Annotated in this window: 26 protein-coding genes; 19 read left to right on the top strand and 7 right to left on the bottom strand. The window is 72.8% G+C overall.

The features are described from left to right. Position 1 precedes the first annotated feature (1 nt). The gene (gene mycP / locus ACIQR3_RS21050) at positions 2 to 1,174 is read left to right on the top strand and encodes a type VII secretion-associated serine protease mycosin (RefSeq protein ID WP_403541063.1); all 1,173 of its coding nucleotides are present in this window, start codon (positions 2 to 4) and stop codon (positions 1,172 to 1,174) included. Here mycP and ACIQR3_RS21045 read toward each other — a convergent pair. Then, on the bottom strand, positions 1,159 to 2,118 hold the full coding sequence (locus ACIQR3_RS21045; protein WP_403540987.1) for a serine hydrolase: 960 nt from the start codon (positions 2,116 to 2,118) through the stop codon (positions 1,159 to 1,161). The genes mycP and ACIQR3_RS21045 overlap by 16 nt on opposite strands. Before the next feature lie 128 nt (positions 2,119 to 2,246). On the opposite strand from ACIQR3_RS21045, the gene ACIQR3_RS21040 reads away from it, so the two are divergent. Next, a complete protein-coding gene (locus tag ACIQR3_RS21040) occupies positions 2,247 to 3,041 on the top strand; it encodes an SseB family protein (RefSeq protein WP_403540984.1) in 795 nt (264 codons plus the stop codon). Here the strand turns inward: ACIQR3_RS21040 and ACIQR3_RS21035 are convergent. Beyond that, complete coding sequence (locus tag ACIQR3_RS21035; protein WP_403540983.1) at positions 3,032 to 3,397, bottom strand: DUF1844 domain-containing protein; 366 nt, start codon at positions 3,395 to 3,397, stop codon at positions 3,032 to 3,034. The genes ACIQR3_RS21040 and ACIQR3_RS21035 overlap by 10 nt on opposite strands. 385 nt (positions 3,398 to 3,782) lie before the next feature. On the opposite strand from ACIQR3_RS21035, the gene infC reads away from it, so the two are divergent. From infC to ACIQR3_RS20985, 10 genes are all read left to right on the top strand, one after another. Then, positions 3,783 to 4,436, top strand: a complete 654-nt coding sequence (gene infC, locus ACIQR3_RS21030; RefSeq protein ID WP_215169806.1) for a translation initiation factor IF-3 — start codon at positions 3,783 to 3,785, stop codon at positions 4,434 to 4,436. Between the two features lie 110 nt (positions 4,437 to 4,546). Continuing rightward, positions 4,547 to 4,741 (top strand): 50S ribosomal protein L35, encoded by a 195-nt coding sequence (gene rpmI / locus ACIQR3_RS21025; RefSeq protein WP_003977225.1) that lies wholly within the window; start codon positions 4,547 to 4,549, stop codon positions 4,739 to 4,741. A gap of 97 nt (positions 4,742 to 4,838) precedes the next feature. Further along, positions 4,839 to 5,222 carry a 50S ribosomal protein L20 gene (gene rplT, locus ACIQR3_RS21020; protein WP_006141703.1) on the top strand — a complete coding sequence of 128 codons (384 nt, stop codon included), beginning with the start codon at positions 4,839 to 4,841 and terminating at the stop codon, positions 5,220 to 5,222. Positions 5,223 to 5,364: 142 nt separating this feature from the next. Beyond that, a complete protein-coding gene (locus ACIQR3_RS21015; protein ID WP_403540982.1) occupies positions 5,365 to 6,210 on the top strand; it encodes a TrmH family RNA methyltransferase in 846 nt (281 codons plus the stop codon). Positions 6,211 to 6,260: 50 nt separating this feature from the next. Continuing rightward, positions 6,261 to 7,421 carry an ATP-binding protein gene (locus ACIQR3_RS21010; RefSeq protein ID WP_403540980.1) on the top strand — a complete coding sequence of 387 codons (1,161 nt, stop codon included), beginning with the start codon at positions 6,261 to 6,263 and terminating at the stop codon, positions 7,419 to 7,421. Positions 7,422 to 7,559: 138 nt separating this feature from the next. Next, positions 7,560 to 8,681, top strand: a complete 1,122-nt coding sequence (gene pheS / locus ACIQR3_RS21005) for a phenylalanine--tRNA ligase subunit alpha (RefSeq protein ID WP_403540977.1) — start codon at positions 7,560 to 7,562, stop codon at positions 8,679 to 8,681. Then, a complete protein-coding gene (pheT, locus tag ACIQR3_RS21000; RefSeq protein ID WP_403540975.1) occupies positions 8,681 to 11,194 on the top strand; it encodes a phenylalanine--tRNA ligase subunit beta in 2,514 nt (837 codons plus the stop codon). Before pheS ends, pheT begins: the two co-directional genes overlap by 1 nt. A gap of 255 nt (positions 11,195 to 11,449) precedes the next feature. Beyond that, entirely contained in the window at positions 11,450 to 12,496 is a 1,047-nt protein-coding gene (locus ACIQR3_RS20995) for a PP2C family protein-serine/threonine phosphatase (protein ID WP_403540974.1), read from the top strand. 251 nt (positions 12,497 to 12,747) lie between these two features. After that, complete coding sequence (locus ACIQR3_RS20990; RefSeq protein WP_403540972.1) at positions 12,748 to 14,088, top strand: transcriptional regulator; 1,341 nt, start codon at positions 12,748 to 12,750, stop codon at positions 14,086 to 14,088. Between the two features lie 132 nt (positions 14,089 to 14,220). Next, positions 14,221 to 14,766, top strand: a complete 546-nt coding sequence (locus ACIQR3_RS20985; protein WP_403540971.1) for an NUDIX domain-containing protein — start codon at positions 14,221 to 14,223, stop codon at positions 14,764 to 14,766. Positions 14,767 to 14,795: 29 nt separating this feature from the next. On the opposite strand, the gene ACIQR3_RS20980 is transcribed toward ACIQR3_RS20985, so the two are convergent. Both ACIQR3_RS20980 and ACIQR3_RS20975 read right to left on the bottom strand, forming a co-directional pair. Then, entirely contained in the window at positions 14,796 to 15,053 is a 258-nt protein-coding gene (locus ACIQR3_RS20980) for a hypothetical protein (protein WP_403540969.1), read from the bottom strand. 206 nt (positions 15,054 to 15,259) lie between these two features. Then, positions 15,260 to 16,132, bottom strand: a complete 873-nt coding sequence (locus ACIQR3_RS20975) for a 3-hydroxybutyryl-CoA dehydrogenase (RefSeq protein ID WP_215169740.1) — start codon at positions 16,130 to 16,132, stop codon at positions 15,260 to 15,262. Between the two features lie 170 nt (positions 16,133 to 16,302). Between ACIQR3_RS20975 and ACIQR3_RS20970 the strand changes: the two genes are divergently transcribed. Beyond that, the gene (locus ACIQR3_RS20970) at positions 16,303 to 17,583 is read left to right on the top strand and encodes a glycoside hydrolase family 10 protein (RefSeq protein WP_403540966.1); all 1,281 of its coding nucleotides are present in this window, start codon (positions 16,303 to 16,305) and stop codon (positions 17,581 to 17,583) included. A 6-nt stretch (positions 17,584 to 17,589) separates the two neighbouring features. On the opposite strand, the gene ACIQR3_RS20965 is transcribed toward ACIQR3_RS20970, so the two are convergent. Beyond that, entirely contained in the window at positions 17,590 to 17,784 is a 195-nt protein-coding gene (locus tag ACIQR3_RS20965) for a DUF1918 domain-containing protein (RefSeq protein WP_215169742.1), read from the bottom strand. Between the two features lie 79 nt (positions 17,785 to 17,863). Continuing rightward, entirely contained in the window at positions 17,864 to 18,784 is a 921-nt protein-coding gene (locus ACIQR3_RS20960; RefSeq protein ID WP_403540963.1) for a DMT family transporter, read from the bottom strand. On the opposite strand from ACIQR3_RS20960, the gene ACIQR3_RS20955 reads away from it, so the two are divergent. From ACIQR3_RS20955 to ACIQR3_RS20945, 3 genes are all read left to right on the top strand, one after another. Continuing rightward, a complete protein-coding gene (locus ACIQR3_RS20955; RefSeq protein WP_403540960.1) occupies positions 18,783 to 20,255 on the top strand; it encodes a PLP-dependent aminotransferase family protein in 1,473 nt (490 codons plus the stop codon). The genes ACIQR3_RS20960 and ACIQR3_RS20955 overlap by 2 nt on opposite strands. Before the next feature lie 40 nt (positions 20,256 to 20,295). Then, positions 20,296 to 20,736: a GNAT family N-acetyltransferase gene (locus tag ACIQR3_RS20950; protein ID WP_403540959.1), complete on the top strand. Its 441-nt coding sequence runs from the start codon at positions 20,296 to 20,298 to the stop codon at positions 20,734 to 20,736. A 71-nt stretch (positions 20,737 to 20,807) separates the two neighbouring features. Next, positions 20,808 to 21,383: a histidine phosphatase family protein gene (locus ACIQR3_RS20945; protein WP_403540956.1), complete on the top strand. Its 576-nt coding sequence runs from the start codon at positions 20,808 to 20,810 to the stop codon at positions 21,381 to 21,383. Here ACIQR3_RS20945 and ACIQR3_RS20940 read toward each other — a convergent pair. Then, positions 21,380 to 21,829 (bottom strand): DUF6314 family protein, encoded by a 450-nt coding sequence (locus ACIQR3_RS20940; protein ID WP_403540955.1) that lies wholly within the window; start codon positions 21,827 to 21,829, stop codon positions 21,380 to 21,382. The genes ACIQR3_RS20945 and ACIQR3_RS20940 overlap by 4 nt on opposite strands. 167 nt (positions 21,830 to 21,996) lie before the next feature. On the opposite strand from ACIQR3_RS20940, the gene ACIQR3_RS20935 reads away from it, so the two are divergent. The 3 genes from ACIQR3_RS20935 (at position 21,997) to argC (ending at position 25,939) form a co-directional block, all read left to right on the top strand. Then, complete coding sequence (locus ACIQR3_RS20935; protein ID WP_403540952.1) at positions 21,997 to 24,480, top strand: alpha-L-arabinofuranosidase C-terminal domain-containing protein; 2,484 nt, start codon at positions 21,997 to 21,999, stop codon at positions 24,478 to 24,480. Positions 24,481 to 24,537: 57 nt separating this feature from the next. Further along, complete coding sequence (locus ACIQR3_RS20930) at positions 24,538 to 24,849, top strand: hypothetical protein (RefSeq protein ID WP_403540949.1); 312 nt, start codon at positions 24,538 to 24,540, stop codon at positions 24,847 to 24,849. A gap of 61 nt (positions 24,850 to 24,910) precedes the next feature. Then, on the top strand, positions 24,911 to 25,939 hold the full coding sequence (gene argC, locus ACIQR3_RS20925) for an N-acetyl-gamma-glutamyl-phosphate reductase (RefSeq protein ID WP_403540947.1): 1,029 nt from the start codon (positions 24,911 to 24,913) through the stop codon (positions 25,937 to 25,939). Positions 25,940 to 25,946 lie beyond the last annotated feature (7 nt).

Here is a 25,946-nt window from a genome sequence, read left to right as displayed (position 1 = left end):
GATGAACGCCCGCCGCCGCACCGCCGCCCTCGGCGTCCTCCTCGCGGCCTCCCTGGCCCTGGTGCCCTCCACCGCCGCCCACGCCGACGGCATACGGGCCAAGCAGTGGTCCCTGGACGCCCTGCACCTCGACGAGGTGTGGCGCACCACCAAGGGCGCCGGCGTCACCGTCGCCGTCCTGGACACCGGCGTCGAGGCCGACCACCCCGACCTGGTCGGCAACGTCCTGACCGGCGCGGACCTGGTCGGCTTCGGGGCCGAGGACGGCGACCGCGCCTGGGCCCGGCACGGCACCGCCATGGCCGGGATCATCGCCGGGCACGGACACGGCACCGGCAACGGGGACGGCGTCATGGGCGTCGCCCCCGAGGCCAAGGTGCTGCCCGTCCGCGTCATCCTGGAGGACGGCGACCCGGCCCGCGCCAAGGCCCGCAAGTCCCGCGGCGGCGCCCTCGCCGAGGGCATCCGCTGGGCCGCCGACCACGGCGCCGACGTCATCAACCTCTCCCTCGGCGACGACTCCTCCTCCGCCCACCCGGAACCCGCCGAGGACGAGGCCATCCAGTACGCCCTGAAGAAGAACGTCGTCGTCGTCGCCTCGGCCGGCAACGGCGGCGAGAAGGGCGACCACATCTCCTACCCGGCCGCCTACCCCGGCGTGATCGCCGCGACCGCCGTCGACCGCTACGGCACCCGCGCCTCCTTCTCCACCCGCCGCTGGTACGCCACGGTCGCCGCCCCCGGCGTCGACGTGATCATCGCCGACCCCGACCACCAGTACTACGAGGGCTGGGGCACCAGCGCCGCCGCCGCCTTCGTCTCCGGCTCCGTCGCCCTGATCCGGGCCGCCCACCCCGGCCTGAGTCCGGCACAGATCAAGAGCCTCCTGGAGGACACCGCCGACAACGCCCCCGCCGACGGCCGCGACGACTCCCGCGGCTACGGCTTCATCGACCCGGCCGCCGCGATCGAGGCGGCCGGCCGGCTGAAGTCCCGGAGCCCGGCACCGGCGGCGTACGGCGAGAAGTACTTCGGTGACGGCCCCGACGACGAGACCTCACCCGGCTCCACCTCCGCCTGGGTGGCCCCCCTCGCGGGCGGCGCCGGCGGGGTGCTGCTGGTCGCGGCGGTGGTGCTGTGGCGGGGCCGCCGCACCCGCTACGACGACTTCTGAGCGAGCTCCGGTCCGGCGGAGGCGGTCGCGCCGTCCGCACCGCACACCGACACCGCCGCCTTCGCCGCCGCCTCGACCAGCGAGATCCCCGCCGCCTTGGTGGTGTTGCCCTGCGACAGCGCGGCCACCAGGAGTTCACGGCCGTCGACCGTCACCCGCCCGATGCTGTTGATCACCCACAGCCCCGTCGTGCTCCGCGGCAGCCAGCCGTTCTTCAGCGCCGCCGACGAGCCCGCCGCCGACACCCCCCAGTCCTGGTCGTCGGCTATCCGTTCCATCAGCCCCTGGAGGTACGTCCGGGACGCCGGCGTCAGGACCGAGTCACTTCCGAACACCTGCTGAAGCAGGACCAGTTGGTCCGCCGCCGTGGTCGTGGTCAGCCCCCACAGGTCGCCGTCGCCGCCCTCGGTCCCGGTGAGCCCGAAGCGCTCGTTCGCGGCGTCCAGCCCGTCCGCCCCGCCGATCGCGCGCCACAGCGCCGTCGCGGACGCGTTGTCGCTGTTCTCGATCATCGCGGTGGCGTACGTACGCTCCGCCGAGGTCAGCGAACGCCCCGCGTCCTGGGCCTGGAGCAGCAGCGTCGCCAGGATGTCGACCTTGACGATGCTCGCGGTGTCGAAGGTGCCGTCGCCGTACGCGGCGCTCTCGCCGGTCTCCGGGTCCAGCACCGCCACCGACATGAGCGTGCCGTCCGCCACCGACACCGCCGTCATGGCCTGTGCCAGCAGCGCGTCCCGGTCCACGGCGGGTTCCGCCGAAGGTTCCACCGATGCCTCCCCGTCCCCGTTCCCGTTCCCGTCCGCCGGTGCCGACGCCGACGCGGGCGACGATACGGCGGCCGTGCTCGCGTGCGCGCGCAGGTACACCGTCCCCGCCGTCGTACCGCCGCCGACGACGGCACAGGCGAGGGCCGCGTACAGCAGCCTGGATCTGAAGGAGGCCATGCCCGCGATGGTCGCGGCGGCGCCTGAGCGTCCCGTATGACGCGCGTTAAATGCGGGTCAGGGATTCCTGAGAAGTCCGTGAGGGGTGTGACGAGCGCGTTTCACGGCCCCCGATAGGGTCGGGGACCGTGGCGAACAAGAACATTCCCGACCCCGGCTACTCCGACGACGACGGCTCCGCCGACCCCCGGCTGAGCGCGGCGCTCGCCGCCTGGGCCGAGGACCGCACCGCCCTCGCACCGGTCCTGGCGGCGCTCAAGGGCGCCCGGCTGCTGGTCCCCGTCGTGGCGGTCCTCGGGGAGGTCGAGGAGGACGGTCAAGAAGGGGGCGAAGGTCCTTGGAAGGGCGGTGGCGGTCGACGGGTGGGCGGGCTGCGCCGCGAGAAGACCAGCGACATGGCCGTACCGACGCTGAAGGCCGGCGGCCGGACCGCGCTGCCCGCGTTCACCTCCACCGACTCGCTCGCCCGCTGGGACCCGGCGGCCCGCCCCGTCGCCGTTCCCCTGCACCAGGCGCTCCAGGCCGCCGCGCACGAGAAGGCGGACACCGTCGTGCTGGACCTGGCCGGACCGGTGCCGTTCGAGCTGACCGGCCCGGCGCTGCTGGCCCTCGCGGAGGGACGTACGACCACGGACCCGCTGGCCGACCCCGCGGTCGTGGCAGCGGTGCGTGGCGCCGTGGCCGCCGTGGACGCGGTGGAACGGGCCTACCTCGGACCCGGGCAGGGTGACGGCACGCTCGCTCTGGTCCTCCACCCCGGCATGCCGAACGACGTCAGCGTCCACGCGGTCGCCCGGCGGCTGGCCGCCGACGAGACACTGCGGGCCCGCCTGGTGCGCGGCCTCGACCTGGCACTGCTGCCGGCCGGGGCGACGCCGCCGGGCGAGCCCTTGTACGTCCGTACGGCGACGGGTCAGCCGTAGACCGCTCCCGTGTACTTCTCGCCCGGCCCCTGGCCCGGGTCGTCCGGCACGAGCGACGCCTCGCGGAACGCCAGCTGGAGCGACTTCAGGCCGTCGCGCAGCGGGGCGGCGTGGAAGGAGCTGATCTCCGTCGCGCTCGCGTCCAGCAGACCGGCCAGCGCGTGCACCAGCTTGCGGGCCTCGTCCAGGTCCTTGTGCGCGTCGCCGTCCTCCGTCAGCCCGAGCTTCACGGCCGCGGCGCTCATCAGGTTGACGGCGACCGTGACGATCACCTCGACCGCCGGGACCTCGGCGATGTCGCGGGTCATGGCGTCGAAGTCGGGATGGGCCGGGGACTCGGCGGGGGTCTCACTCATGCCGGACACGATAGGCGCAGGACGGGAGGGGACCCCACCCGGTCTCGGTTGGCACGTTCCGAGCGGGAGCTGCTAACCTTGTGTAACGACCGGTCGGACACGTATGCCTCACGGCGACGCGACCGACCTCAAGTGGAGGCCATTCGAACTCCCACCTGACCGTCCCCCGGGACGGCGGGTCACCGGTCAGGCGGTCCCGTCCACGACGGGGACCAGCCCGAAAGCGCGCCCCGCGATCATCGCGACGGTGCTCCGGTAGCAGTTCGAGGAGCCCCGCCTGTGATCGTCCGGGGCATTTTTCATGCGTCGGCGCGGTTAGGTCTATCGAAACAGACGTAACGCGGCTGTCCGCCAGACGGTCGCGTGGTGCTACCGAGGAGGATCCATCAGCGCCGAGCCCCGCATCAACGACCGGATTCGCGTTCCCGAGGTGCGACTTGTCGGTCCCAGCGGCGAGCAGGTCGGGATTGTCCCGCTTGCCAAGGCCCTGGAGCTTGCGCAGGAGTACGACCTCGACCTCGTCGAGGTCGCGGCGAACGCCCGTCCGCCCGTGTGCAAGCTCATGGACTACGGGAAGTTCAAGTACGAGTCGGCCATGAAGGCCCGTGAGGCGCGCAAGAACCAGGCGCACACGGTCATCAAGGAGATGAAGCTCCGGCCGAAGATCGACCCGCACGACTATGACACCAAGAAGGGTCACGTCGTCCGGTTCCTCAAGCAGGGCGACAAGGTCAAGATCACGATCATGTTCCGCGGTCGCGAGCAGTCCCGGCCCGAGCTGGGCTACCGGCTGCTGCAGCGCCTCGCGGAGGACGTGGCCGACCTCGGGTTCGTGGAGTCGAACCCGAAGCAGGACGGCCGCAACATGATCATGGTCCTCGGTCCGCACAAGAAGAAGACCGAGGCGATGGCCGAGGCCCGCCAGGCGCAGGAAGCCCGCAAGGCCGAAGCGAAGGCCAACCCCGGCCGTTCGATGAACGCCGCGGACCCCGACGCCGCCAACGCCGAGGCCCAGGCCGAGGCATCCGCCGAGGCGTGACCTCCCGGGACGCGAGTCCCAGGACGTAACCGATACACGAGCGACGCTCCACCGTGCCCGGTTTCCACGACCGGGCATCGGAGCGCCACCCACGAGGAGAGAACGGCGCTATGCCGAAGAACAAGTCGCACAGCGGTGCCAGCAAGCGCTTCAAGATCACCGGCTCCGGCAAGGTGCTCCGCGAGCGCGCCGGCAAGCGCCACCTGCTCGAGCACAAGTCGTCCCGCGTGACGCGTCGCCTCACCGGCAACGCCGAGATGGCCCCGGGCGACGCCGCGAAGATCAAGAAGCTTCTCGGCAAGTGACGTACGGGCGCCACTGAGCGCCGTACGGCAGGACCGGGACCCAATCGATACCGGGCCGTGTGCGGATCACCGCGGCCCCGCTACAAGGAGTTAAAAAGTGGCACGCGTCAAGCGGGCAGTCAACGCCCACAAGAAGCGCCGGGCGATCCTCGAGCAGGCCTCCGGCTACCGCGGTCAGCGTTCGCGCCTGTACCGCAAGGCCAAGGAGCAGGTCACCCACTCGCTGGTCTACAACTACAACGACCGCAAGAAGCGCAAGGGTGACTTCCGCCAGCTGTGGATCCAGCGCATCAACGCCGCTGCCCGCGCCAACGGCATCACGTACAACCGCTTCATCCAGGGTCTGAAGGCCGCCAACGTCGAGGTGGACCGCAAGATCCTCGCCGAGCTGGCCGTCAACGACGCGAACGCGTTCGCCGCGCTCGTCGAGGTCGCCCAGAAGGCGCTGCCGAGCGACGTCAACGCGCCGAAGGCCGCGTGACGCCGCGCCGGCTTTAGGCCGACGTGACTGCAGGGGCCCGCAGGCTTCGGTCTGCGGGTCCTGTTGTGTGTCGTCTGCGGGTTCGCTGTGGCTGGTCGCGCAGTTCCCCGCGCCCGTAGGGCACTCCCGTGAAGGAAGTCGAATGGTTGCCCCTCCTGAGCTGATCTCGCCCCGCTCGTCCCGCGTCTCGGCCGCGCGGCGGCTCGCCAAGCGGAACTTCCGGAGCAAGGAGCGGCTGTTCCTCGCCGAGGGGCCGCAGGCCGTGCGGGAGGCGGCGGGGTACGGGGAGACACTCACGGAGCTGTTCGCGACCGTCGAGGCCGCCGAGCGGTACGCCGACATCGTCGGGGAGGCCCGCGCCGCCGGGGCCCGCGTCCACCTCGCCGACGAGCAGGTGATCGGCGACATCTCCACCACCGTCACCCCGCAGGGGCTGGTCGGGGTCTGCCGGTTTGTGGACACCCCGTTCGAGAAGATCCTCGCCGCCCGCCCCAAGCTGGTCGCCGTGCTCGCCCACGTCCGCGACCCCGGCAACGCCGGCACCGTACTGCGCTGCGCGGACGCCGCCGGCGCCGAGGCCGTCGTCCTCACCGACGCCTCCGTCGACCTGTACAACCCCAAGGCCGTACGGGCCTCCGTCGGCTCCCTGTTCCACCTGCCGGTCGCCGTCGGCGTCCCCGTCGAGCACGCCGTCGCCGGGCTGCGCGAGACCGGAGTGCGGGTGCTCGCCGCCGACGGGGCGGGCGAGGACGACCTCGACGCCGAGCTGGACGCCGGCACCATGGGCGGGCCCACCGCCTGGGTGTTCGGCAACGAGGCGTGGGGGCTCCCGGAGGAGACCCGCGCCCTCACGGACGCCGTCGTGCGCGTCCCCATCCACGGAAAGGCCGAGAGCCTGAACCTCGCCACCGCCGCCGCCGTATGTCTCTACGCGTCGGCGCGTGCACAGCGCGCCGCCGGAGGGTGCCGCTCCGTCACCGAGAGCTAGTAGGGTGACCAACTCGGGACCCCGGCGTGGCGGAGAGGTGGGGTACGGGGATGGTCGGCACGAGCAGCGCACCGGAAGCACATCGGGCCGGGCGCCCGCCCGCGCCCCGGCCCGGTGAACCCGCCGGCATCGACCCCGGCCTCGACACCGGCATCGACCCCGACGAACTGCCCGACGGCCTCGTCGTCGCCGACGAGCACGGACGGGTGATCCGCTTCAACGCCGCCGCCGAGCGCGTCACCGCCCGCCGCGCCGCCGAGGCACTCGGCGAGAGCCTGGAGAAGGCCCTCCCCTTGGAGGACCTCGAAGGCCGCCGCTGGTGGCAGCTGACCGACCCCTACGGCGGCCTCGCCATCCGCAACCGCCAGCCCGAGCGCAACCTGCTGCTGCCCGGCGGCCGGGAGGTCCTGGTCGCCGCCCGGTACGTGCGCACCCGCCCCACCGGCCCCGTCCGCCGCGTCGTCGTCACCCTGCGCGACACCGAGGCCCGCCGCCGCACCGAGCGCAGCCACGCCGAGCTGATCGCCACCGTCGCCCACGAACTGCGCTCCCCGCTCACGTCGGTGAAGGGCTTCACGGCCACGCTGCTCGCCAAGTGGGAGCGGTTCACCGACGACCAGAAACGGCTGATGCTGGAGACCGTCGACGCCGACGCCGACCGCGTCACCCGGCTCATCGCCGAACTGCTCGACATTTCCCGCATCGACTCCGGCCGCCTGGAGCTGCGCCGCCAGCCCGTCGACATCGGCGCCGCCGTCGGCCGCCACATCCAGGCGTACGTCGCCGCCGGCCAGAGCGCCGACCGGTTCCTGCTCCGGCTCGCGCAGCCGCTGCCCGACCTGTGGGCCGACCCCGACAAGGTCGACCAGGTGCTCAGCAACCTCATCGAAAATGCCGTGCGCCACGGCGACGGAACCGTCACCATCGACATCGCGCCCGCGCCGTCCCCCCGCGAAGGGGAGTACGCCGAGCACACAGCCACGTCGGTCACGGTGAGCGACGAGGGACCCGGCATCCCGGAGGAGTCCATGAACCGCGTCTTCACCCGCTTCTGGCGGGGCAGCAAGCGCGGTGGCACCGGCCTCGGGCTCTACATCGTCAAGGGCATCGTGGAGGCCCACGGCGGCACCATCACCGTCGGCCGGGGGCCGCGGGGCGGCGCCGAGTTCCGATTTACGTTGCCCGTGAGCGCTCCGGCCTACCTGGCCTGAGCAGCCCGCGGGCGCCATCGCCCATCCCCACCCCGTTAGACTCGGCCTTTGGCACCTTTGCGTCCCCGGTCAAGGGACGACACGTCCCCCGAGTCGGGACGGGGACCATCCGCCAGCGAATCGGAAGCACGGGAAGAGATGTCGGCACCGAATAAGTCGTACGACCCTGTCGAGGTCGAGGCGTTGAAACCGGAAGAGATCGAGCGCATGCGGGACGAGGCGCTCGCCGCCTTCGCCGCCGCGGACTCCCTCGACGCGCTCCAGGAGGCGAAGGTCGCCCACACCGGCGGCGCCTCGCCGCTGGCGCTGGCCAACCGGGAGATCGGCGCCCTGCCTCCGCACGCCAAGGCCGAGGCCGGCAAGCGCGTCGGCCAGGCCCGCGGTGCCGTGAACAAGGGCCTCGCCGCCCGTCAGGCGGAGCTGGAGGCCGAGCGCGACGCCCGGGTGCTGGTCGAGGAGGCGGTCGACGTCACGCTGCCGTACGACCGCGTACCGGCCGGCGCCCGTCACCCGCTCACCACGCTCTCCGAGCGCATCGAGGACATCTTCGTCGCCATGGGCTACGAGGTCGCCGAGGGACCCGAGGCCGAGGCCGAGTGGTTCAACTTCGACGCCCTCAACATCGGCCCGGACCACCCGGCCCGCGGCGAGGCCGACACCTTCTTCGTGCAGGGCCCGCAGGGCGGCACCGAGTCCGGCGTCGTGCTGCGCACCCACACCTCCCCCGTGCAGGTCCGCTCCCTGCTCGGCCGCGGCACCCCGGTCTACGTGATCTGCCCCGGCCGCGTGTACCGCACCGACGAGCTGGACGCCACCCACACCCCGGTCTTCCACCAGGTCGAGCTGCTCGCCGTCGACGAGGGCCTGACCATGGCGGACCTCAAGGGCACCCTCGACCACATGGTGCAGTCGCTGTTCGGCGCGGAGATGAAGACCCGGCTGCGGCCCAACTTCTTCCCCTTCACCGAGCCGTCCGCCGAGATGGACATGGTCTGCTACGTCTGCAAGGGCGAGTCCGTCGGCAACCCCGACCGCCCCTGCCGCACCTGCTCCAGCGAGGGCTGGATCGAGCTGGGCGGCTGCGGCATGGTCAACCCCCGGGTGCTGACCGCCTGCGGCGTGGACCCGGAGAAGTACAGCGGCTTCGCCTTCGGGTTCGGTATCGAGCGCCTGGCGATGTTCCGCCACAACGTCGAAGACATGCGAGACATGGTCGAGGGTGACGTCCGGTTCACCCGGCCGTTCGGGATGGAGATCTGATGCGGGTCCCGCTTTCCTGGCTGCGGGAGTACGTCGACCTGCCGGCCACCGAGACCGGCCGCGACGTGCAGGCCAAGCTGATTTCGGTCGGCCTGGAGGTCGAGACCGTCGAGCACCTCGGCGCCGACCTCAAGGGCCCGCTGGTGGTCGGCCAGGTGCTGACCATCGAGGAGCTGGAGGGCTTCAAGAAGCCGATCCGCTTCTGCACCGTCGACGTCGGGCAGGCCAACGGCACCGGTGAGCCCCAGGAGATCGTCTGCGGCGCCCGGAACTTCGCCGTCGGCGACAAGGTCGTCGTGGTCCTCCCCGGCGCCACCCTGCCCGGCGGCTTCTCGATCGCCGCCCGCAAGACCTACGGCAAGGTCTCGCACGGCATGATCTGCTCCGGCGACGAGCTGGGCATGGGCGACGACGGCAGCCACGGCATCATCGTGCTGCCGCCGGAGACCGAGGTCGGCCGCGACGCCATCGAGCTGCTGGAACTGGTCGACGAGGTCCTCGACATCGCCGTCACCGCCAACCGCGGCGACTGCCTGTCCATCCGCGGCGTCGCCCGCGAGGCCGCCATCGCCTACGGCCTGCCGCTGCGCGACCCGGCCCTGCTCGACGTACCCGGGCCGAACGCCTACGGCTACCCGGTGAAGATCGCCGACCCCACCGGCTGCGACCGCTTCACCGCCCGCACGGTCACCGGCCTCAGCCCCGAGGCGCGCTCTCCGATCTGGCTCCAGCGCCGGCTCCAGAAGGTCGGCATGCGCCCGATCTCGCTCGCCGTCGACGTCACCAACTACGTGATGATGGAGCTGGGCCAGCCCCTGCACGCCTACGACCGGTCCCTGGTGCAGGGCACCATCGGCGTGCGCCGGGCCGTGGCGGGCGAGAAGATCGTCACCCTCGACGGCACCGAGCGCGTCCTGCACGCCGAGGACCTGGTCATCACCGACGACCGCGGTCCGATCGGCCTCGCGGGTGTCATGGGCGGCGCCGACACGGAGATCGCCGACCACGACGCCGACTCGAACGCGACGAGCGACGTGGTCATCGAGGCCGCCCACTTCGACGCGGTGGCCATCGCGCGCACCGCCCGCCGCCACAAGCTCTCCTCCGAGGCGTCCCGCCGCTTCGAGCGCGGCGTCGACCCGCAGGCCGCCGCCGCTGCCGCGCAGCGCACCGTCGACCTGCTGGTGCTGCTCGCGGGCGGCACCGCCGAGGCCGGCGTCACCGAGATCAGCGCCCCGCACGCGCCGCGCACCATCACCGTCCCGGCCGACCACCCCGACAAGGTCGCGGGCGTGACCTACGGCCGCGAGACCGTCGTACGCCGCCTCCAGGAGGTCGGCTGCGACGTGTACGGACAGGACGAGCTGCTGGTCACCGTGCCGTCCTGGCGGCCCGACCTCACCGACCCCAACGACCTGGCCGAAGAGGTCATCCGGCTGGAGGGCTACGAGAACCTGCCCGCCACGCTGCCCAAGCCGCCCGCCGGGCGCGGCCTGACCCCCCGGCAGCGGCTGCACCGCCGCGTCGGCCGGGCGCTGGCCGGCGCCGGCTACATCGAGGCGCTCAGCTACCCGTTCGTCAGCGAGAAGGTCTTCGACCAGCTCGGACTGGACGCCGACGACCCGGCCCGCCGGGTCGTGAAGCTGGTCAACCCGCTCAGCGACGAGGAGCCCGCGCTGCGGACCTCGCTGCTGCCGGGCCTGCTCGGCGCACTGCGCCGCAACGACGGCCGGGGCACGCACGACCTCGCGCTGTACGAGACCGGCCTGGTCTTCCAGCCGCGCCAGGAGCAGCGGACCGCCGCCGCCCTGCCCGTCGACCGGCGGCCCTCCGACGAGGACCTCGCCGCGCTGAACGCCGCGCTGCCCGACCAGCCGCGGCACGTCGCCGTCGTGCTCGCCGGCGCCCGTGAGCAGGCCGGCTGGTGGGGCGCGGGCCGCCCGGCCGAGTGGGCCGACGCCGTCGAGGCCGCCCGGACCGTCGCCCGGGAGGCGGGCGCCGAGCTGATCGTCCGCAAGGGGCAGTACGGGCCGTGGCACCCGGGCCGCTGCGCCGAACTGGCGGTGCGCCTGGACGGCACCGAGCGGGTCATCGGCCACGCGGGCGAGCTGCACCCGCGGGTGGTGAAGACGCTCGGGCTGCCCGCGCGCACCTGCGCGATGGAGCTGGACCTCGACGCCCTGCAGCGCGCCGGGGACGACACACCGCAGGCGCCGGGCATCTCCACGTTCCCGGTGGCCACGCAGGACGTCGCCCTCGTCGTCGACACGGCGGTCCCGGCCACCGAGGTCGAGGCGGCACTGCGCGAGGGCGCGGGTGAACTGCTGGAGTCCATCCGGCTGTTCGACGTGTACGACAACGCCGAGCAGCTCGGCGAGGGACGGCGGTCGCTGGCGTACGCGCTGCGCTTCCGCGCGGCGGACCGGACGCTGACGGTCGACGAGGCGTCGGCGGCCAGGGACGCGGCGGTCGCCCTCGCCGGGGAGCGGACCGGGGCGGTGCTGCGCGGCTAGTCGCCGTGGCGGGACCGGCAGCCGGACAGGACAGCCGGGCCGGGCCGGGCACGCGCCCGGTCCGGCTTGTCGCGCGTTTCCCGCGTTGTTCTCCGCGTTGTTCCCCGCCCTCTGACCGGGGCAATTTCAGCCTCGTCACTCATATGGGTGATGAACCCGGATGATATGGCCCTTCTCGGCCATGTCGTCGACAGAATCGGACCGGTCCTTCGGGGCCGGTCCGCGCTGTCTGGGCCTGACTGGGGGACCCACGGCATGATCTGCATCCGGACCTTGACCGGTCCGTCCGCCCGCCCGCGCCGAAGCCCGTTACGCCGGGTGCTCGCGCTGGGGCTGCCCACCGCGTGGGGCGCCACCGCCATCACGTACAAGCTGGCCTGCCCGCTCGCCCAACAGGACGGGCTCGGCGCCCGGCTCGTCTCCAGCGCCGTCTTCTTCGCCGTCGGCACCGGGCTCGTCCTGCACGTCCGGCGGACCCTGCTGCGCGAGCTGCGGCAGGCCCGCCGGATCGCGGGCGTCGCCCAGAGCGCGCTGCTGCGCCCGCTGCCCCCGAGCGTCGGCGGGCTGAACGTCGCCGCCGCCCAGCTCTCCGCCGACCCCGGCGCCGTGATCGGCGGTGACCTGTACGAGGTGGTCGGCACCGAGCACGGGGTCCGAATGGTGATGGGCGACGCCCGGGGACACGGCCTCGCCGCCGTCGGGACGGCCGCCGCCGTCCTCGGCAGCTTCCGCGAGGCGGTGCACGACGGGGACGACCTCGGCGACGTCCTGCGCCGCCTGGACCGTGCCCTCGCCCGGCACGTGCGCGAGCGGTCCCGCGACGGCACGGCGGGCGAGGAGTTCGTCACCGTGCTGCTGCTGGAGATCGGGTCCGACGGCGAGGTGCGGACGCTGAACTGCGGGCACCCCTGGCCCTGCCTGATCACCGGCACCGAGATCGAGCCGCTCGCCCGGACCGACCCCTTGCCGCCGCTCGGTCTCTTCCCGCTCCCCGACGACCTGCCGGCCGACCGGCACGGACGGCTGCTGCCGGGCCAGGCGCTGCTGCTCCACACGGACGGTGCCGAGGACGCCCGGGACGGCCGCGGCCGGTTCTTCCCTCTGCGGCAGATCCTGGCCGACGCGGTGCGCGAGCAGCCGCTGTGCCCCCGGGCCGTACTGCACCGGGTCCTCACCGCGCTGCTGCGCCACACCCACAACAGCCCGCCCGACGACGTCGCCCTGCTGATGCTGCACCGCGACGGCACCCGCGCCCTCGACGACAGGTCCCTGGCCGGCCATGGCGCCGACTCGCTCTCCTGAGCCGGCGCCCGCCGCCCGCCCCGCCACGGAATGTCGGGCAGACGGCCGGGCGGGCGGCACGGCAACGGGCCACCGCACTGTACGAGGGGGAGCCGGCGGCCCGACCGGCCTCTGTTACGAGGTGTTCCAGTCAAGCGGGCGAGAACTCTCCGCGACAGCGCGCACACGGTGCGGATTCGCGTACTCGGTTCACACCCCGTGTGAAGACAGACCCACTACTCTCTACGGCACCGAGCCACCGGGGGCCCGACATGCAGCCCAACACTCTGCTCGACGCGATCCTGGACGAGGCGGGCATCTCGCACGCCGGTCTGGCCGCACACGTCAACCAGGCGGGACGAGGCCGCGGACTCGCCCTGCGGTACGAACACACCGCCGTGGCCCGGTGGCTGAAGGGACAGCGCCCGCGCGGCCAGGTGCCCGACCTGATCTGCGAGGTGCTCGCGGCCCGGCTGCGGCGCCCCGTCACCCTCGACGACATCGGCCTCGGCGTGCCCGGCGAGCCGGCCGCCCCGCACACCGGCTCGCTGTCCGGGTTCGTCGAGCGCGCCACCGCGCTGTGGCGCTCGGACCAGCAGCAGCGCCCGCACATCCTCGGCGCGCCCGCGCTCACCGGCACCCCCGCCGTGATGCCCGTGTGGGAGTGGGAGAACCCGCCCGAGGACGTGGACGTCTCCCGCGGCGGCCGGCACCCGGTGACCTCGGCCGACCTGGACATGCTGCGCTCGGCCCGGGCCCACTACGAGCAGATGTACCGCAAGGCCGGCGGGGTGGCGACCCGCGCCCGGATCGTCGGCTTCCTCAACGCCGAGGCCGCCCCGCTGCTGCGTGGCAGCTACACCGACGCCACCGGCCGCCAGCTGCACCGCGCCACCGGCGGCCTGGTCGCGGTGGCCGGCATCTGCGCCTACGACTCCGACGCGCACGGCCTGGCCCAGCGCTACTTCCACCAGGCCCTCAGACTCGCCAAGGCCAGCGGCGACCGGGGCCTGGGTGCGTACATCATCGCGCTCCTCGTCAACCAGGCGCTGTACCTGCGGGAGTACCGCCAGGCCGTCGCCTTCGCCGAGGCCGCGCTGCGCACCGCGGGGCGGCACATCACCCCGGCGCTCGCCTCCGACCTCTACGCGATGCAGGCCAAGGCCTACGCCCACCTCGGCGACGGCACCAGCGCCCTGTCCTGCATCCGGCGGGCCGAGCAGGCAGCCGACCGCATCCGGCGCGGGCGCGAGCCCGACGAGACCGGGTATGTGCAGCCGGGGCTGGTCAACGTGCAGGTGGCCGAGGCGCTTCTCAGCCTCGGCGAGGTCGCCGCGGCCGCCGAGCACGCCGCGGCGGCCGTCGACACCCCGGCGCACGACCGGGGCCGGGTGCACCGGCTGGCGATGCTCAGCACGATCGAGCTGCGGCAGGGCAACGCCGACAAGGCCGTGGTGACCGCCGTGCAGATGACCGAACAGGCCCGGGGGATGGAGTCCCAGCGGCTGCGCGACCGTCTCCGCGCGGTGCGCGAGCACCTGGTGCGCAGCGGTGGCGCGGGCACCGCCGAGGCCGCCGAACTCATCGACGGAGCACTGCGCGTACCGCTGTGATCCCGGTGCCCCGGGTGCCCCCAGGAACGGCACCGAGTGCCCGCGATCGCCCCGCGCACGGCGGGCGTGCGCCTCCTGTGGCACAGAGTCGGCTGCCATATTGCCACCTACTCAACGAAAGGTGGCATAACCGTGCAGTGGACGAAACGGAACGAGCAGGTTGTGTACTCAAATCGCTGGTTCAGCGTCAACCTCGCGGACGTCGAGCTGCCGGACGGCCGGCATCTCGACCACTTCCTCATACGGATGCGTCCGGTCGCCGTGGCCACGGTGGTCAACGAGGCCAACGAGGTGCTGCTGCTGTGGCGGCACCGCTTCATCACCGACAGCTGGGGCTGGGAGCTGGCGGCCGGTGTCGTCGAGGACGGCGAGGACCTCGCGGCCGCGGCGGCCCGGGAACTGGAGGAGGAGACGGGGTGGCGGCCGGGCCCCCTGCGGCACCTGATGAGCGTGGAGCCGTCCAACGGCCTCACCGACGCCCGGCACCACATCTACTGGGCCGACGAGGGCGAGTACGTCGGGCACCCCGTGGACGACTTCGAGTCCGACCGCCGGGAGTGGGTGCCCCTCAAGCTGGTTCCCGACATGGTCGTGCGCGGGGAGGTGCCGGCCGCCAACATGGCCGCCGCGTTACTGCTGCTGCACCACCTCAGGCTCGGGCAGGACGCCATGCCCTGACCCGCCCGGCGGCGCCGGTCCGCGGACCGTCAGCGGCCGAACGCCTGCCAGACGGCCACGACGAGCGCGCCCACGGCCGTGATCGCCGCGATCGAGGGCAGTGGCCAGCGGGCGTGCTCCAGGGTGGTGAGGCGGGTGCTCAGTTCGTCCACCGTCTTGGCGGTCTCCTCGGTGCGGTGGTTGAGCAGCGTCAGTCCGCCCTCGACGCGGGCGTAGGCGACGTCGAGCCGGCGCCGCAGGTCGGCCAGTTCTCCGTTCACGACGGGCTGCTCGGAATCGGCGGTCACGAAACCGCTCCTTTCCGTGATCGGACGAGCGCGCACGCATCCCTTGCGTGCGCGTGAAGAGTCAACCGTCCGGCGGAGCGCGCGGGGAGAGTGTGCGCGGGGCATATGCGAGCCCGGCGCGCACACGGTGTGTGAAAGCCGTGGGCCCGGCACCCTTGCCGGGTGCCGGGCCCACTCGGAGCGAGTGCTCCGTCAGCCGTACGAGGTCAGCTGTACGAGTAGAACCCCGAGCCGCTCTTGCGGCCCAGCCGCCCCGCGTCGACCATCCGCTGGAGCAGCGGCGGAGCGGCGTACAGCGGCTCCTTGTACTCGTCGTACATCGACGAGGCCACCGAGGCGACGGTGTCCAGGCCGATCAGGTCGGACAGCTTCAGCGGGCCCATCGGGTGGGCGCAGCCCAGCTCCATGCCGTTGTCGATGTCCTCGCGGCTGGCGATGCCCGACTCGAACATCCGGATCGCGGAGAGCAGGTACGGGATCAGCAGCGCGTTGACCACGAAGCCGGAGCGGTCCTGGGCCCGGATCGCGTGCTTGCCGAGCACCTTCTCGGTGAACAGCTGGGCCCGGCTGAGCGTGCCCTCGGAGGTGGTCAGCGCCGGGATCAGCTCGACGAGCTGCTGCACCGGGGCCGGGTTGAAGAAGTGGATGCCGATCACGTGGTCGGGCCGCGAGGTGGCGACCGCGAGGCGGACCAGCGGGATCGAGGAGGTGTTGGAGGCGAGGATCGCGTCCGGGCGGGTGACGACCTGGTCGAGGACCTGGAAGATCTCCGTCTTGACCTGCTCGTTCTCGACGACGGCCTCGATCACCAGGTCACGGTCGGCGAACTCGCCGAGGTCGGTGGTGAAGCCGAGCCGGGCCTGCGTGGCCTCCCGCTCCTCCTCGGTGATCTTCCCGCGCTCGGCGGCCTTGGCCAGCGAGTTGAACAGCCGGGTACGGCCTATCTCCAGGGCCTCTCCGGTGGTCTCGGCGACCATCACCTCCAGACCGGCACGGGCACACACCTCGGCGATGCCCGCACCCATCTGACCGCAGCCGACCACGCCGACGCGCGCGATATCTCCCGAGAAGACGGTCACATCGTCCCTTTCGCTGTCCTACGGCACCGGCAGCGCGCCGGGGGTCCCGGCGTCTGCTCCGATCGTGCACGTTACCCTCGCCGTGACGTCGATCGGTCCTCCGGGTCGGGCATGCTGTGCCCCTGGGACGATCCGTGACCGAGCGGATCCGGAGCGTTTTGGGGTCTTTCATGAGTCTTCCCGTGCGCCGGCTGTCACGCCGGGCGTTCGCGGTGGCGGCGGTGTCCGCACTCACGATGGCGCCGCGTGCCTCGTCGGCACCGGGCAGCCGGGGCACCGGCACGGCCGAGGGGACCGCCGGAGCCGGCGGCGGGGCCGCCGGCACGACCGCGATGCGGGGCATGTGGCTGGCCACCGTCGCCAACCGGGACTGGCCGTCCCGGCCGGGGCTGTCCGGCGCCGAGCAGCGCGAGGACCTGGTCGAGTACCTCGACACCGCGGTGAAGTACGGCCTGAACACGGTCTTCTTCCAGGTGCGGCCCGCCGCCGACGCACTGTGGCCCTCCGCATACGAGCCGTGGTCGGAGTGCCTGACCGGCGTCCAGGGCCGCGACCCCGGCTGGGACCCGCTGGGTACGGCCGTGGCCGAGGCGCACGCGCGCGGCCTGGAACTGCACGCCTGGTTCAACCCCTACCGGGTCGCCAACCACACCGACCGGTCCAGGCTGGCCGCCTCCCACCCCGCCCGCAAGCACCCCGGCTGGGTCGTGCCGTACGGCGGGAAGCTGTACTACAACCCGGGGCTGCCCGAGGTCCGCGCCTTCGTGCAGGACGCGATGTTCGACGCGGTGGGCAAGTACGACGTGGACGGCGTCCACTTCGACGACTACTTCTACCCGTACCCGGTGGCCGGGCAGAGCTTCGGCGACGCCAAGACCTACGCCGCCTTCGGCGGGGGCTTCGCGTCGAAGGCCGCGTGGCGGCGGGACAACATCGACCGGCTGGTGCGGGAGACGGCGGCCCGGGTCGAGAAGGTCCGCCCCGCCGCCCGGTTCGGCATCAGCCCCTTCGGCGTGTGGCGCAACTCCACCACCGACCCCCGCGGCTCGCGCACCCAGGGCGGCGTCCAGACCTACGACGACCTGTACGCGGACACCCGCACATGGGTCCGGGAGGGCTGGATCGACTACATCGTGCCGCAGCTGTACTGGCACATCGGCATGGCCGCCGCCGACTACGCCGAGCTGCTGTCCTGGTGGTCCGCGACGGCCGCGGGCAGCCGCACCGAGCTGTACATCGGCGAGGCGCTCTACAAGGCCGGCGACACGGCGCAGCCCGCGGCCTGGCAGAAGCCGGGCGAACTGTCCCGGCACCTGACACTGGGCAAGGACCACCCGCAGGTGCGCGGGCACGTCTTCTTCGGCGCACGGGACGTGGCCGCCGATCCCATCGGGGCGATGTCGCGGGTGGCCGCCGACCACTACGGGAAGCCGGCGCGCACCACCCGCTGACCGCTCCTACAGCTGGGTCTCCCGGTGCCGGATCTCGGTGTCCGGGCCGGGTGAGCACACGGCCTCGTGCCCGTCCTCGAAACGGACGCGGTACGGGGGAGTGCCCGCCCGGCCCAGCACCTCGACGATCTCGGCCTTCTTGTCCTGCTGTCCGACCACCCTGCCGTGCTGGACAAGCTGGTCACCGACGTTCGCACGCATGGGCGCGGCCTCCTCACCGTCGCGGGGCAGCGGTCCGTGCTGTCGAGTCTACGGCGATGCGCTCCAGGTGGAGACCCGGTCAGCCGCGCGCCCGCTGGGTGACGGCGATGCACACCAGTACCGCCACGGCCGTGACCGGCGCGGCCACCGGCAGGTGCTCGCCCAGCAGCAGCACCGACCACACCAGGGTCAGCAGCGGCTGCGCCAGCTGCAACTGGCTGGCCTTGGGGATGCCGATGGCGGCCATGCCCCGGTACCAGACGACCAGTCCGAGGAACTGCGAGCCCACCGCGACCCACAGCAGCCCGGTCACGCTGTGCGCGGTCAGCTCGACGGGCTCCAGGGACAGCGCCACCGCCGCCGCGGGCACCGTCAGCGGCAGGCACAGCACCAGCGCCCAGCCGATCACCTGCCAGCCCGGCATGACCCGGGCCAGCCGGCCGCCCTCGGTGTACCCGGCCGCGCACACCAGCAGGGCCGCGAACAGATACGCGTCGGCCGCCGTCAGCGCCCCGCCGCTCTGCTGCACGGTGAAGGCGACCACGGCCGCCGCGCCCACCAGCGCCGCCACCCAGAACGTGCGCGAGGGGCGGGTCCCCATGCGCAGGGCGGACAGCAGGGCGGTGGTCAGCGGCAGCAGGCCGACCACCACGGCGGCGTGCGCGGTGGTCGAGGTCCGCAGCGCGAGCGTGGTCAGGAGCGGGAAGCCGAGGACCACGCCCGCGCCGACGACCGCCAGCCCCGCCCAGTGCCGCCGCTCCGGCAGCGGTACGCGCAGCCCCAGCAGACAGCTCCCCGCGATCGCGGCGGCGAGGACGCTGCGCACGGCGACCAGGGACCAGGTACCGAACCCCTCCAGGCCCCAGGCGGTGGCGGGGAAGGTGAGGGAGAAGGCGACGACGCCGAGCGCGGCCTGAAGGGTGCCCGCCGCCGTGGAGACCTTGGCCGGGTCCCCGACCGCTATCGCCGCCGTACCGGTAGCGCTACTCTGTGCTCTCATGCAAGAGCGTAGCAGTGTGGACGAGCTGGCGAATCTGCTGCGGCAGGAGCTGAACCGCTACTCGCCTGGTGGAAAGCTGCCGTCGAGCCGGGCCCTGGTCGAACGGTTCCGGGTGAGCCCGGTGACCGTCTCGCGGGCCCTGGCTCGGCTGGCCGCCGAGGGGCTGGTGGTCACCCGGCCCGGGGCCGGCGCCTTCCGCGCCGAGCGGCACGCCTCGGCCCCGTCCGCCGGGGACACCTCCTGGCAGGAGGTCGCGCTCAGCGCGGACGGCGCCACCGACCTCGTACCGCGCTCGGTGGACGCCTCGGGGGTCCTCGCGTCGCTGGCCGCGCCGCCGCCGGGCGTCATCGAGTTCAACGGCGGCTATCTGCACCCCTCGCTCCAGCCGGAACGGGCGCTGGCCGCCGCCCTGTCCCGGGCCGGCCGGCGGCCCGGCGCGTGGGGCCGGCCGCCGATGGAGGGGCTGTGGGAGCTGCGCGAGTGGTTCGCGCGCGCCATCGGCGGTCCCGGCGGAACCGTCACGGCAGCCGAGGTACTGGTCACCGCCGGCGGCCAGTCCGGGCTGACCACGGCGTTGCGCGCGCTCGCCCCGCCCGGGGCGCCGGTCCTCGTCGAGTCGCCGACCTACCCCGGCATGCTGGCCATCGCCCGCTCCTCGGGACTGCGCCCGGTCCCGGTCCCGGTGGACGCCGACGGGGTCCGCCCGGCCCTGCTCGCCGACGCCTTCCGGGCCAGCGGCGCCCGCGTCTTCGTCTGCCAGCCCCTGTTCCAGAACCCGACCGGCGCGGTGCTCTCCGCCGACCGGCGCGGCGAGGTGCTGCGCATCGCCCGCGAGGCGGGCGCCTTCGTCATCGAGGACGACTTCGTACGGCGGCTGGTGCACGAGGACGCCGGGCCGCTGCCGCCGCCGCTGGCCGCCGACGACCCGGACGGCGTGGTCGTCCACGTCTGCTCGCTGACCAAGGCGGCCTCGCCCAGCTTCCGGGTGAGCGCGCTGGCCGCGCGCGGCCCGGTGCTCCAGCGGCTGCTGGCCATCCAGGTCGTCGACGCCTTCTTCGTGCCGCGCCCGCTCCAGGAGGCCGCCCTCGAACTCGTCGGTTCACCCGCCTGGCCACGCCATCTGCGGGCGGTGTCGGCGCAGTTGCGCACCCGCCGGGACACCATGACCTCCGCGCTGCGGCTGCGCCTGCCCGAACTCGCCCTCCCGCACGTCCCGTCCGGCGGCTACCACCTCTGGCTGCGGCTGCCCGACGGCACCTCGGAGGCCGCGCTGACCGCCGCCGCCCTGCGCGCGGGCGTCGCGCTCACCCCCGGCCGCCCGTACTTCAGCGCCGAGCCGCCCGCCGGGCACCTGCGGCTGAGCTTCGCCGCGGTGGCGGGCGCGGGGGAGATCACCGAGGGGGTACGGCGGCTGCGGGCGGCTCTGGACGAGGTGCCCGGCGGATCACCGGACGCCGTGCCCGGCCGATAACCCCTCGACGTCCGGTCCCCTGGCCTGCGAGCCTCCCCGCATGACCGGCACCCCGCCCCTCCCCGAGGGCTACGAGATCTCCACCGACCCCGCCCGCCTCGACACCGGCCGCGTGCACCGCTGGCTGTCCACCGACGCGTACTGGGCGACCGGACGCCCCCGCGACAAGCACGACCGGGCGGTCGCCGGATCGCTCAACTTCGGCGTCTACGACGCGATGTCCGGCGAGCAGGTGGCGTACGCCCGGGTGGTCACCGACCGGGCGACCTTCGCGTACCTGTGCGACGTGTACGTCGACCCGTCGGTACGCGGCAAGGGGATCGGTACGGCGATGGCGGCGGCCGTGCGCGAGCACCTTCGGCCGTACGGGCTGCGGCGGATCGTCCTCGCCACACGGGACGCGCACGGCGTGTACGCGCGCCTCGGGTTCACGCCGCTGGACAGGCCCGAGGAGTGGATGCTGTTCGCCTTCGGCCGGTGAGCACCGGTCACCTTCGGTGAGCCGAGGTGACACCTCTTGACCCGGGTACGGCCCGGGCCGACGATCGGCGCATGTCGCTTCGCGTCACGTTCGTCGCGGCCGCCCGCGGCTCACCCCTGCGCGCGGAGCGGTTCGAGGACGACCGGCCGCTGGACCGGGAGGGCTGGGAGCAGGTCCAGCGCGCCGCCCCCGGTCTGCTGCCGCTCGCGGCGGCCGACCTGCGCTACTGCTCCCCGACGCCCCGCAGCCGGGCCACCGGCGACGGACTCGGCTACACCCCGCTCGTCCAACTCGCCCTGCGCGACTGCGACATGGGCCGCTGGCGCGGGCTGACCCCGGGCGAGGCGATGGCCCGGGAACCGCAGGCGGTGGACGCCTGGCTCACCGACGCCCGGGCCACCCCGCACGGCGGGGAGTCACTGCTCGGCTTCATCGGCCGCGTCGGCGGCTGGCTCGACACCCGGCCCGCCCAGGACGGCGACCGCGTCGTCGCGGTGGCCGAGCCCTCCGTGATCCGCGCCGCCCTGGTGTACGCCCTGGGCGCACCGCCGGCGACGTACTGGAACATCGACGTCCACCCCCTGGCGACGGCCACGCTCACCGGGGGCGCGGGGCGGTGGGTGGTGCGGTTCGAGGCCGGGCCCTAGGGGGCTTCGCGCACGTACTCCGTCGTCAGGAGCAGGTCCTTGGCCGGGCCCGCCACCCGCCACACCGTGCGCCAGTGGTCCCGGTCCCGGACGGTGAACTCGCCGCGGTACAGGTCGGCCGCGCAGGGATGGTCGGCCACGTGCCGGCCCGTGGCCAGGTCCAGGTCGTGGAAGGGGCGGCCGTCGGCGAAGCGGACGTCCGCCGTGCCGGGCGCGGAGCCCGGCAGGAAGCGCAGCGTCCGCTCGGCCGGCCGGGTCACGCCCTGCCAGGTGAACGCCCCCGACTCCAGGTGCAGCAGGCCGCCGCCGTCCTCCAGTGGCCGGAACGCCGTCGTGCCCTCGAACCGCCCCTCGTCGCCGCCCGCGAGATCCCGCACCGACCGCTCCACCCGCCAGCTTCCGGCCAGGTGGGCCAGTACATCGGGTACCGGCCAGAACTCGTCCACCGAAATCTTCCTCCGTCCCGCCCGTCGTTGCGCGACCGTCCCGCCCGTCGCTGCGCGACCCATTGACGCTGCCCGGTCACCTCCCTATCTTGCCGTTCGAAGTGCTGATCAACATCCGATATTTCGAACAAGGCTGGATCCGGTCCAGCCAGAGCCGCGGAGTATCCATGTCACGCAGGCACCGCAGCCGTCTCAGACTCGGTCTGACCACGACGGCCCTCCTGACCGCCACCGCCTTGATCCCCGTCCCCGCGCACGCCGAGGCGGTCACCGACTACGCGATCACCGTCGACCCGGCCGCCGCGGGCGCGGCCATCGACGACACGATGTACGGCGTCTTCTTCGAGGACATCAACCGCGCGGCCGACGGCGGCCTCTACGCCGAGCTGGTGCAGAACCGATCCTTCGAGTACTCCACCGCCGACAACACCGCGTACACCCCGCTCACCTCCTGGACGGCCGACGGCACCGCCGAGGTCGTGGACGACGCCGGGCGGCTCAACGAGCGCAACCGCAACTACCTGAAGCTGGGCGCCGGTTCGTCCGTCAGCAACGCCGGTTACAACACCGGCATCCGCGTCGAGCGGGGCAAGAAGTACGACTTCTCGGTGTGGGCCCGCGCCGAGTCCGGCACCACCCTCACCGTCGGTCTCGAGGACGCGGCGGGCACCCTCGCCGGCGCCCGCCAGGTCGCCGCGCGGGGCGGCTGGCGCAAGTACACCGCGACCTTCACCGCGACCCGCACCAGCAACCGGGGCCGGCTGGCCGTCGCGACCACCTCCGCCGCCGCCCTCGACATGGTGTCCCTCTTCCCCCGTGACACCTACAAGCGGCAGGACAACGGCCTGCGCAAGGACCTCGCCGAGAAGATCGAGGCCCTGAACCCCGGCTTCGTGCGCTTCCCCGGCGGCTGCCTGGTCAACACCGGCTCGATGGAGGACTACAGCGAGGCGAGCGGCTACCAGCGCAAGCGCGCCTACCAGTGGAAGGACACCGTCGGCCCGGTCGAGGAGCGCGCCACCAACGCCAACTTCTGGGGCTACAACCAGAGTTACGGCCTCGGCTACTACGAGTACTTCCGCTTCGCCGAGGACATCGGCGCCATGCCGCTGCCCGTCGTCCCCGCGCTGGTGACCGGCTGCGGCCAGAACCAGGCCACCGACGACGAGGCGCTGCTGAAGCGGCACATCCAGGACACCCTGGACCTCATCGAGTTCGCCAACGGCCCGGCGACCTCGGAATGGGGCAAGGTCCGCGCCGAGATGGGCCACCCCAGGCCCTTCGGCCTCACCCACCTCGCGGTCGGCAACGAGGAGAACCTGCCCGAACGGTTCTTCGCCAACTTCCAGCGGTTCCGCGCCGCCGTCGAGGCGGAGTACCCGGACATCACCGTCATCTCCAACTCCGGCCCGGACGACTCCGGCACCACCTTCGACACCGCCTGGAAACTCAACCGCGAGGCCGGCGTCGACATGGTCGACGAGCACTACTACAACAGCCCGCGGTGGTTCCTCCAGAACAACGACCGCTACGACAGCTACGACAGGAACGGCCCCGCCGTCTTCCTCGGCGAGTACGCCTCCCAGGGCAACGCCTGGAAGAACGCCCTGTCCGAGGCGGCCTACATGACCGGCCTGGAGCGCAACGCGGACATCGTGAAACTCGCCTCCTACGCCCCGCTGCTCGCCAACGAGGACTACGTGCAGTGGAGCCCGGACATGATCTGGTTCAACAACCGGGCCTCCTGGAACTCGGCGAACTACGAGGTCCAGAAGCTCTTCATGAACAACACCGGCGACCGTGTCGTCCCCTCGACGGCCACCACGACCCCGGACGTCAGCGGTCCGATCACCGGCGCCGTCGGCCTGTCGACGTGGGCGACCAGCGCCGCCTACGACGACGTGCGGGTGACGTCGGCCGACGGGACGGAACTGCTGAGCGACGACTTCTCGGGCGACGCGTCCCGGTGGACCCAGGGCGGCACCGGAAGCTGGAGCGTCCAGGACGGGCAGTACGTCCAGAGCGACGAGGCCGCCGAGAACACCCTGGTCACGGCGGGCGACCCGGCCTGGCAGAACTACGACCTGCAGGTGAAGGCCACCAAGAAGTCCGGCAAGGAGGGCTTCCTCGTCGCCTTCGGCGTCAAGGACACCGGGAACTACTACTGGTGGAACCTGGGCGGCTGGAACAACACCCAGTCCGCCGTCGAGCAGGCCGTCGACGGCGGCAAGTCCACGCTGCTGTCCAAGGCGGGATCGGTCGAGACGGGCCGTGCGTACGACATCGGCATCAAGGTCCGGGGCCGGCAGGTGACCCTCTACCTCGACGGCCAGGAGTGGGGCTCCTTCACCGACGACAAGCCGGCCGAGCCGTTCCGGCAGATCGTCACCGAGGACGAGCGGACCGGCGACCTGATCGTCAAGGTCGTCAACGCCCAGGACGCGGCGGCCCGCACGGCGGTCGACCTCGGCGGCGCGAAGGTCGCCTCCCGGGCCCGGGTCACCACGCTGGCCGCCGACCAGGACGCGGTGAACACCGAGACGGACACTCCGGTCACGCCGGTGACGTCGACCTTCTCGGGGGTGGCGGCGGAGTTCACGTACACCTTCCCGGCGAACTCGGTCACCTTCCTGAGGATCAAGCAGCGGTGATCAAGCAGCGGTGATCAGGCAGCGGTCATGATCATGCCGGGCTAGGCTCCCTGGCCCATGAGTGTCATACGGCTGTGGAGACGGGTGCGACGGGCCGACCGGCCGGTCGCACCCGTCGTCGGCGCGGCGAACGTCCTGCTGAGCTCCCTGCTCTTCCTGCTGGCCATCGGCGTGCTCACCGAGCCCGCCACCGGTGAGCAGGAGAACGCCGCCGAAGGGCTCGCCCTGCGGATCTTCTGCTGCTGGCTGCTGGGCGGGCTGGTGCTGTTCGCGGTGCTGGGCATGGCCCGGACCCTGCTCGGGCACCTCGTCACCCTCCTCCTCCCGCCCCTGCTGATGACCGTGGCCCTGCTGGCCCTGGGATCCTGAGGGCACATTGCATAAACGTGCATGGAAACGTATAGTCATGCCATCAGGAGGAGGGTAATCCATGGTGGTACGTGCGGCGGTGGCCGGAGCGAGCGGATACGCGGGCGGAGAGCTGCTGCGTCTGCTCCTGGCCCATCCCCAGATCGAGATCGGCGCCCTGACCGGCAACTCCAACGCCGGGCAGCGCCTCGGCGCGCTCCAGCCGCACCTGCTGCCGCTGGCCGACCGCGTCCTGGAGCCGACCGCTCCCGAGACCCTCGCCGGGCACGACGTCGTCTTCCTCGCGCTGCCGCACGGCCAGTCCGCCGCCGTCGCCGAGCAGCTCGGCCCCGACGTGCTCGTCGTGGACATGGGCGCCGACTTCCGGCTGGCGGACGCCGGTGACTGGGAGGCGTACTACGGGTCCCCGCACGCCGGGACCTGGCCCTACGGCCTGCCCGAGCTGCCGGGTGCCCGCGCCCGGCTCACCGGGTCCAAGCGCGTCGCGGTCCCCGGCTGCTACCCGACCGCCGTCTCCCTGGCGCTGTTCCCGGCGTACACGGCCCAGCTCGCCGAGCCGGAGGCCGTGATCGTCGCCTCCTCCGGCACCTCCGGCGCGGGCAAGGCGCCCAAGCCGCACCTGCTGGGCAGCGAGGTCATGGGGTCGATGTCCCCGTACGGCGTCGGCGGCGTCCACCGCCACACGCCCGAGATGATCCAGAACCTCTCCGCCGCGGCCGGCGAGCGGGTCTCCGTCTCCTTCACGCCGACGCTGGCGCCGATGCCGCGCGGCATCCTCGCCACGTGCAGTGCGAAGGCCCGCCCCGGCACCACGGCCGAGTCCGTCCGCGCCGCCTACCAGAAGGCGTACGCCGACGAGCCCTTCGTCCACCTGCTGCCCGAGGGTCAGTGGCCCGCGACCGCGTCCGTCCACGGTTCCAACGCCGTTCAGGTCCAGGTCGCGTACGACGCCGCCGCGGGCCGCATCATCGCCATCAGCGCCATCGACAACCTGGCCAAGGGCACCGCGGGCGGTGCCGTCCAGAGCATGAACCTCGCCCTGGGTCTCGACGAGACCACGGGACTGACGACGATCGGAGTCGCGCCGTGAGCGACGC

It is taken from the genome of Streptomyces sp. NPDC090994 (genome assembly GCF_044768905.1).
In the GTDB taxonomy this organism is placed as follows: Bacteria; Actinomycetota; Actinomycetes; order Streptomycetales; family Streptomycetaceae; genus Streptomyces.
This window is presented reverse-complemented; position numbering and strand designations above follow the sequence as displayed.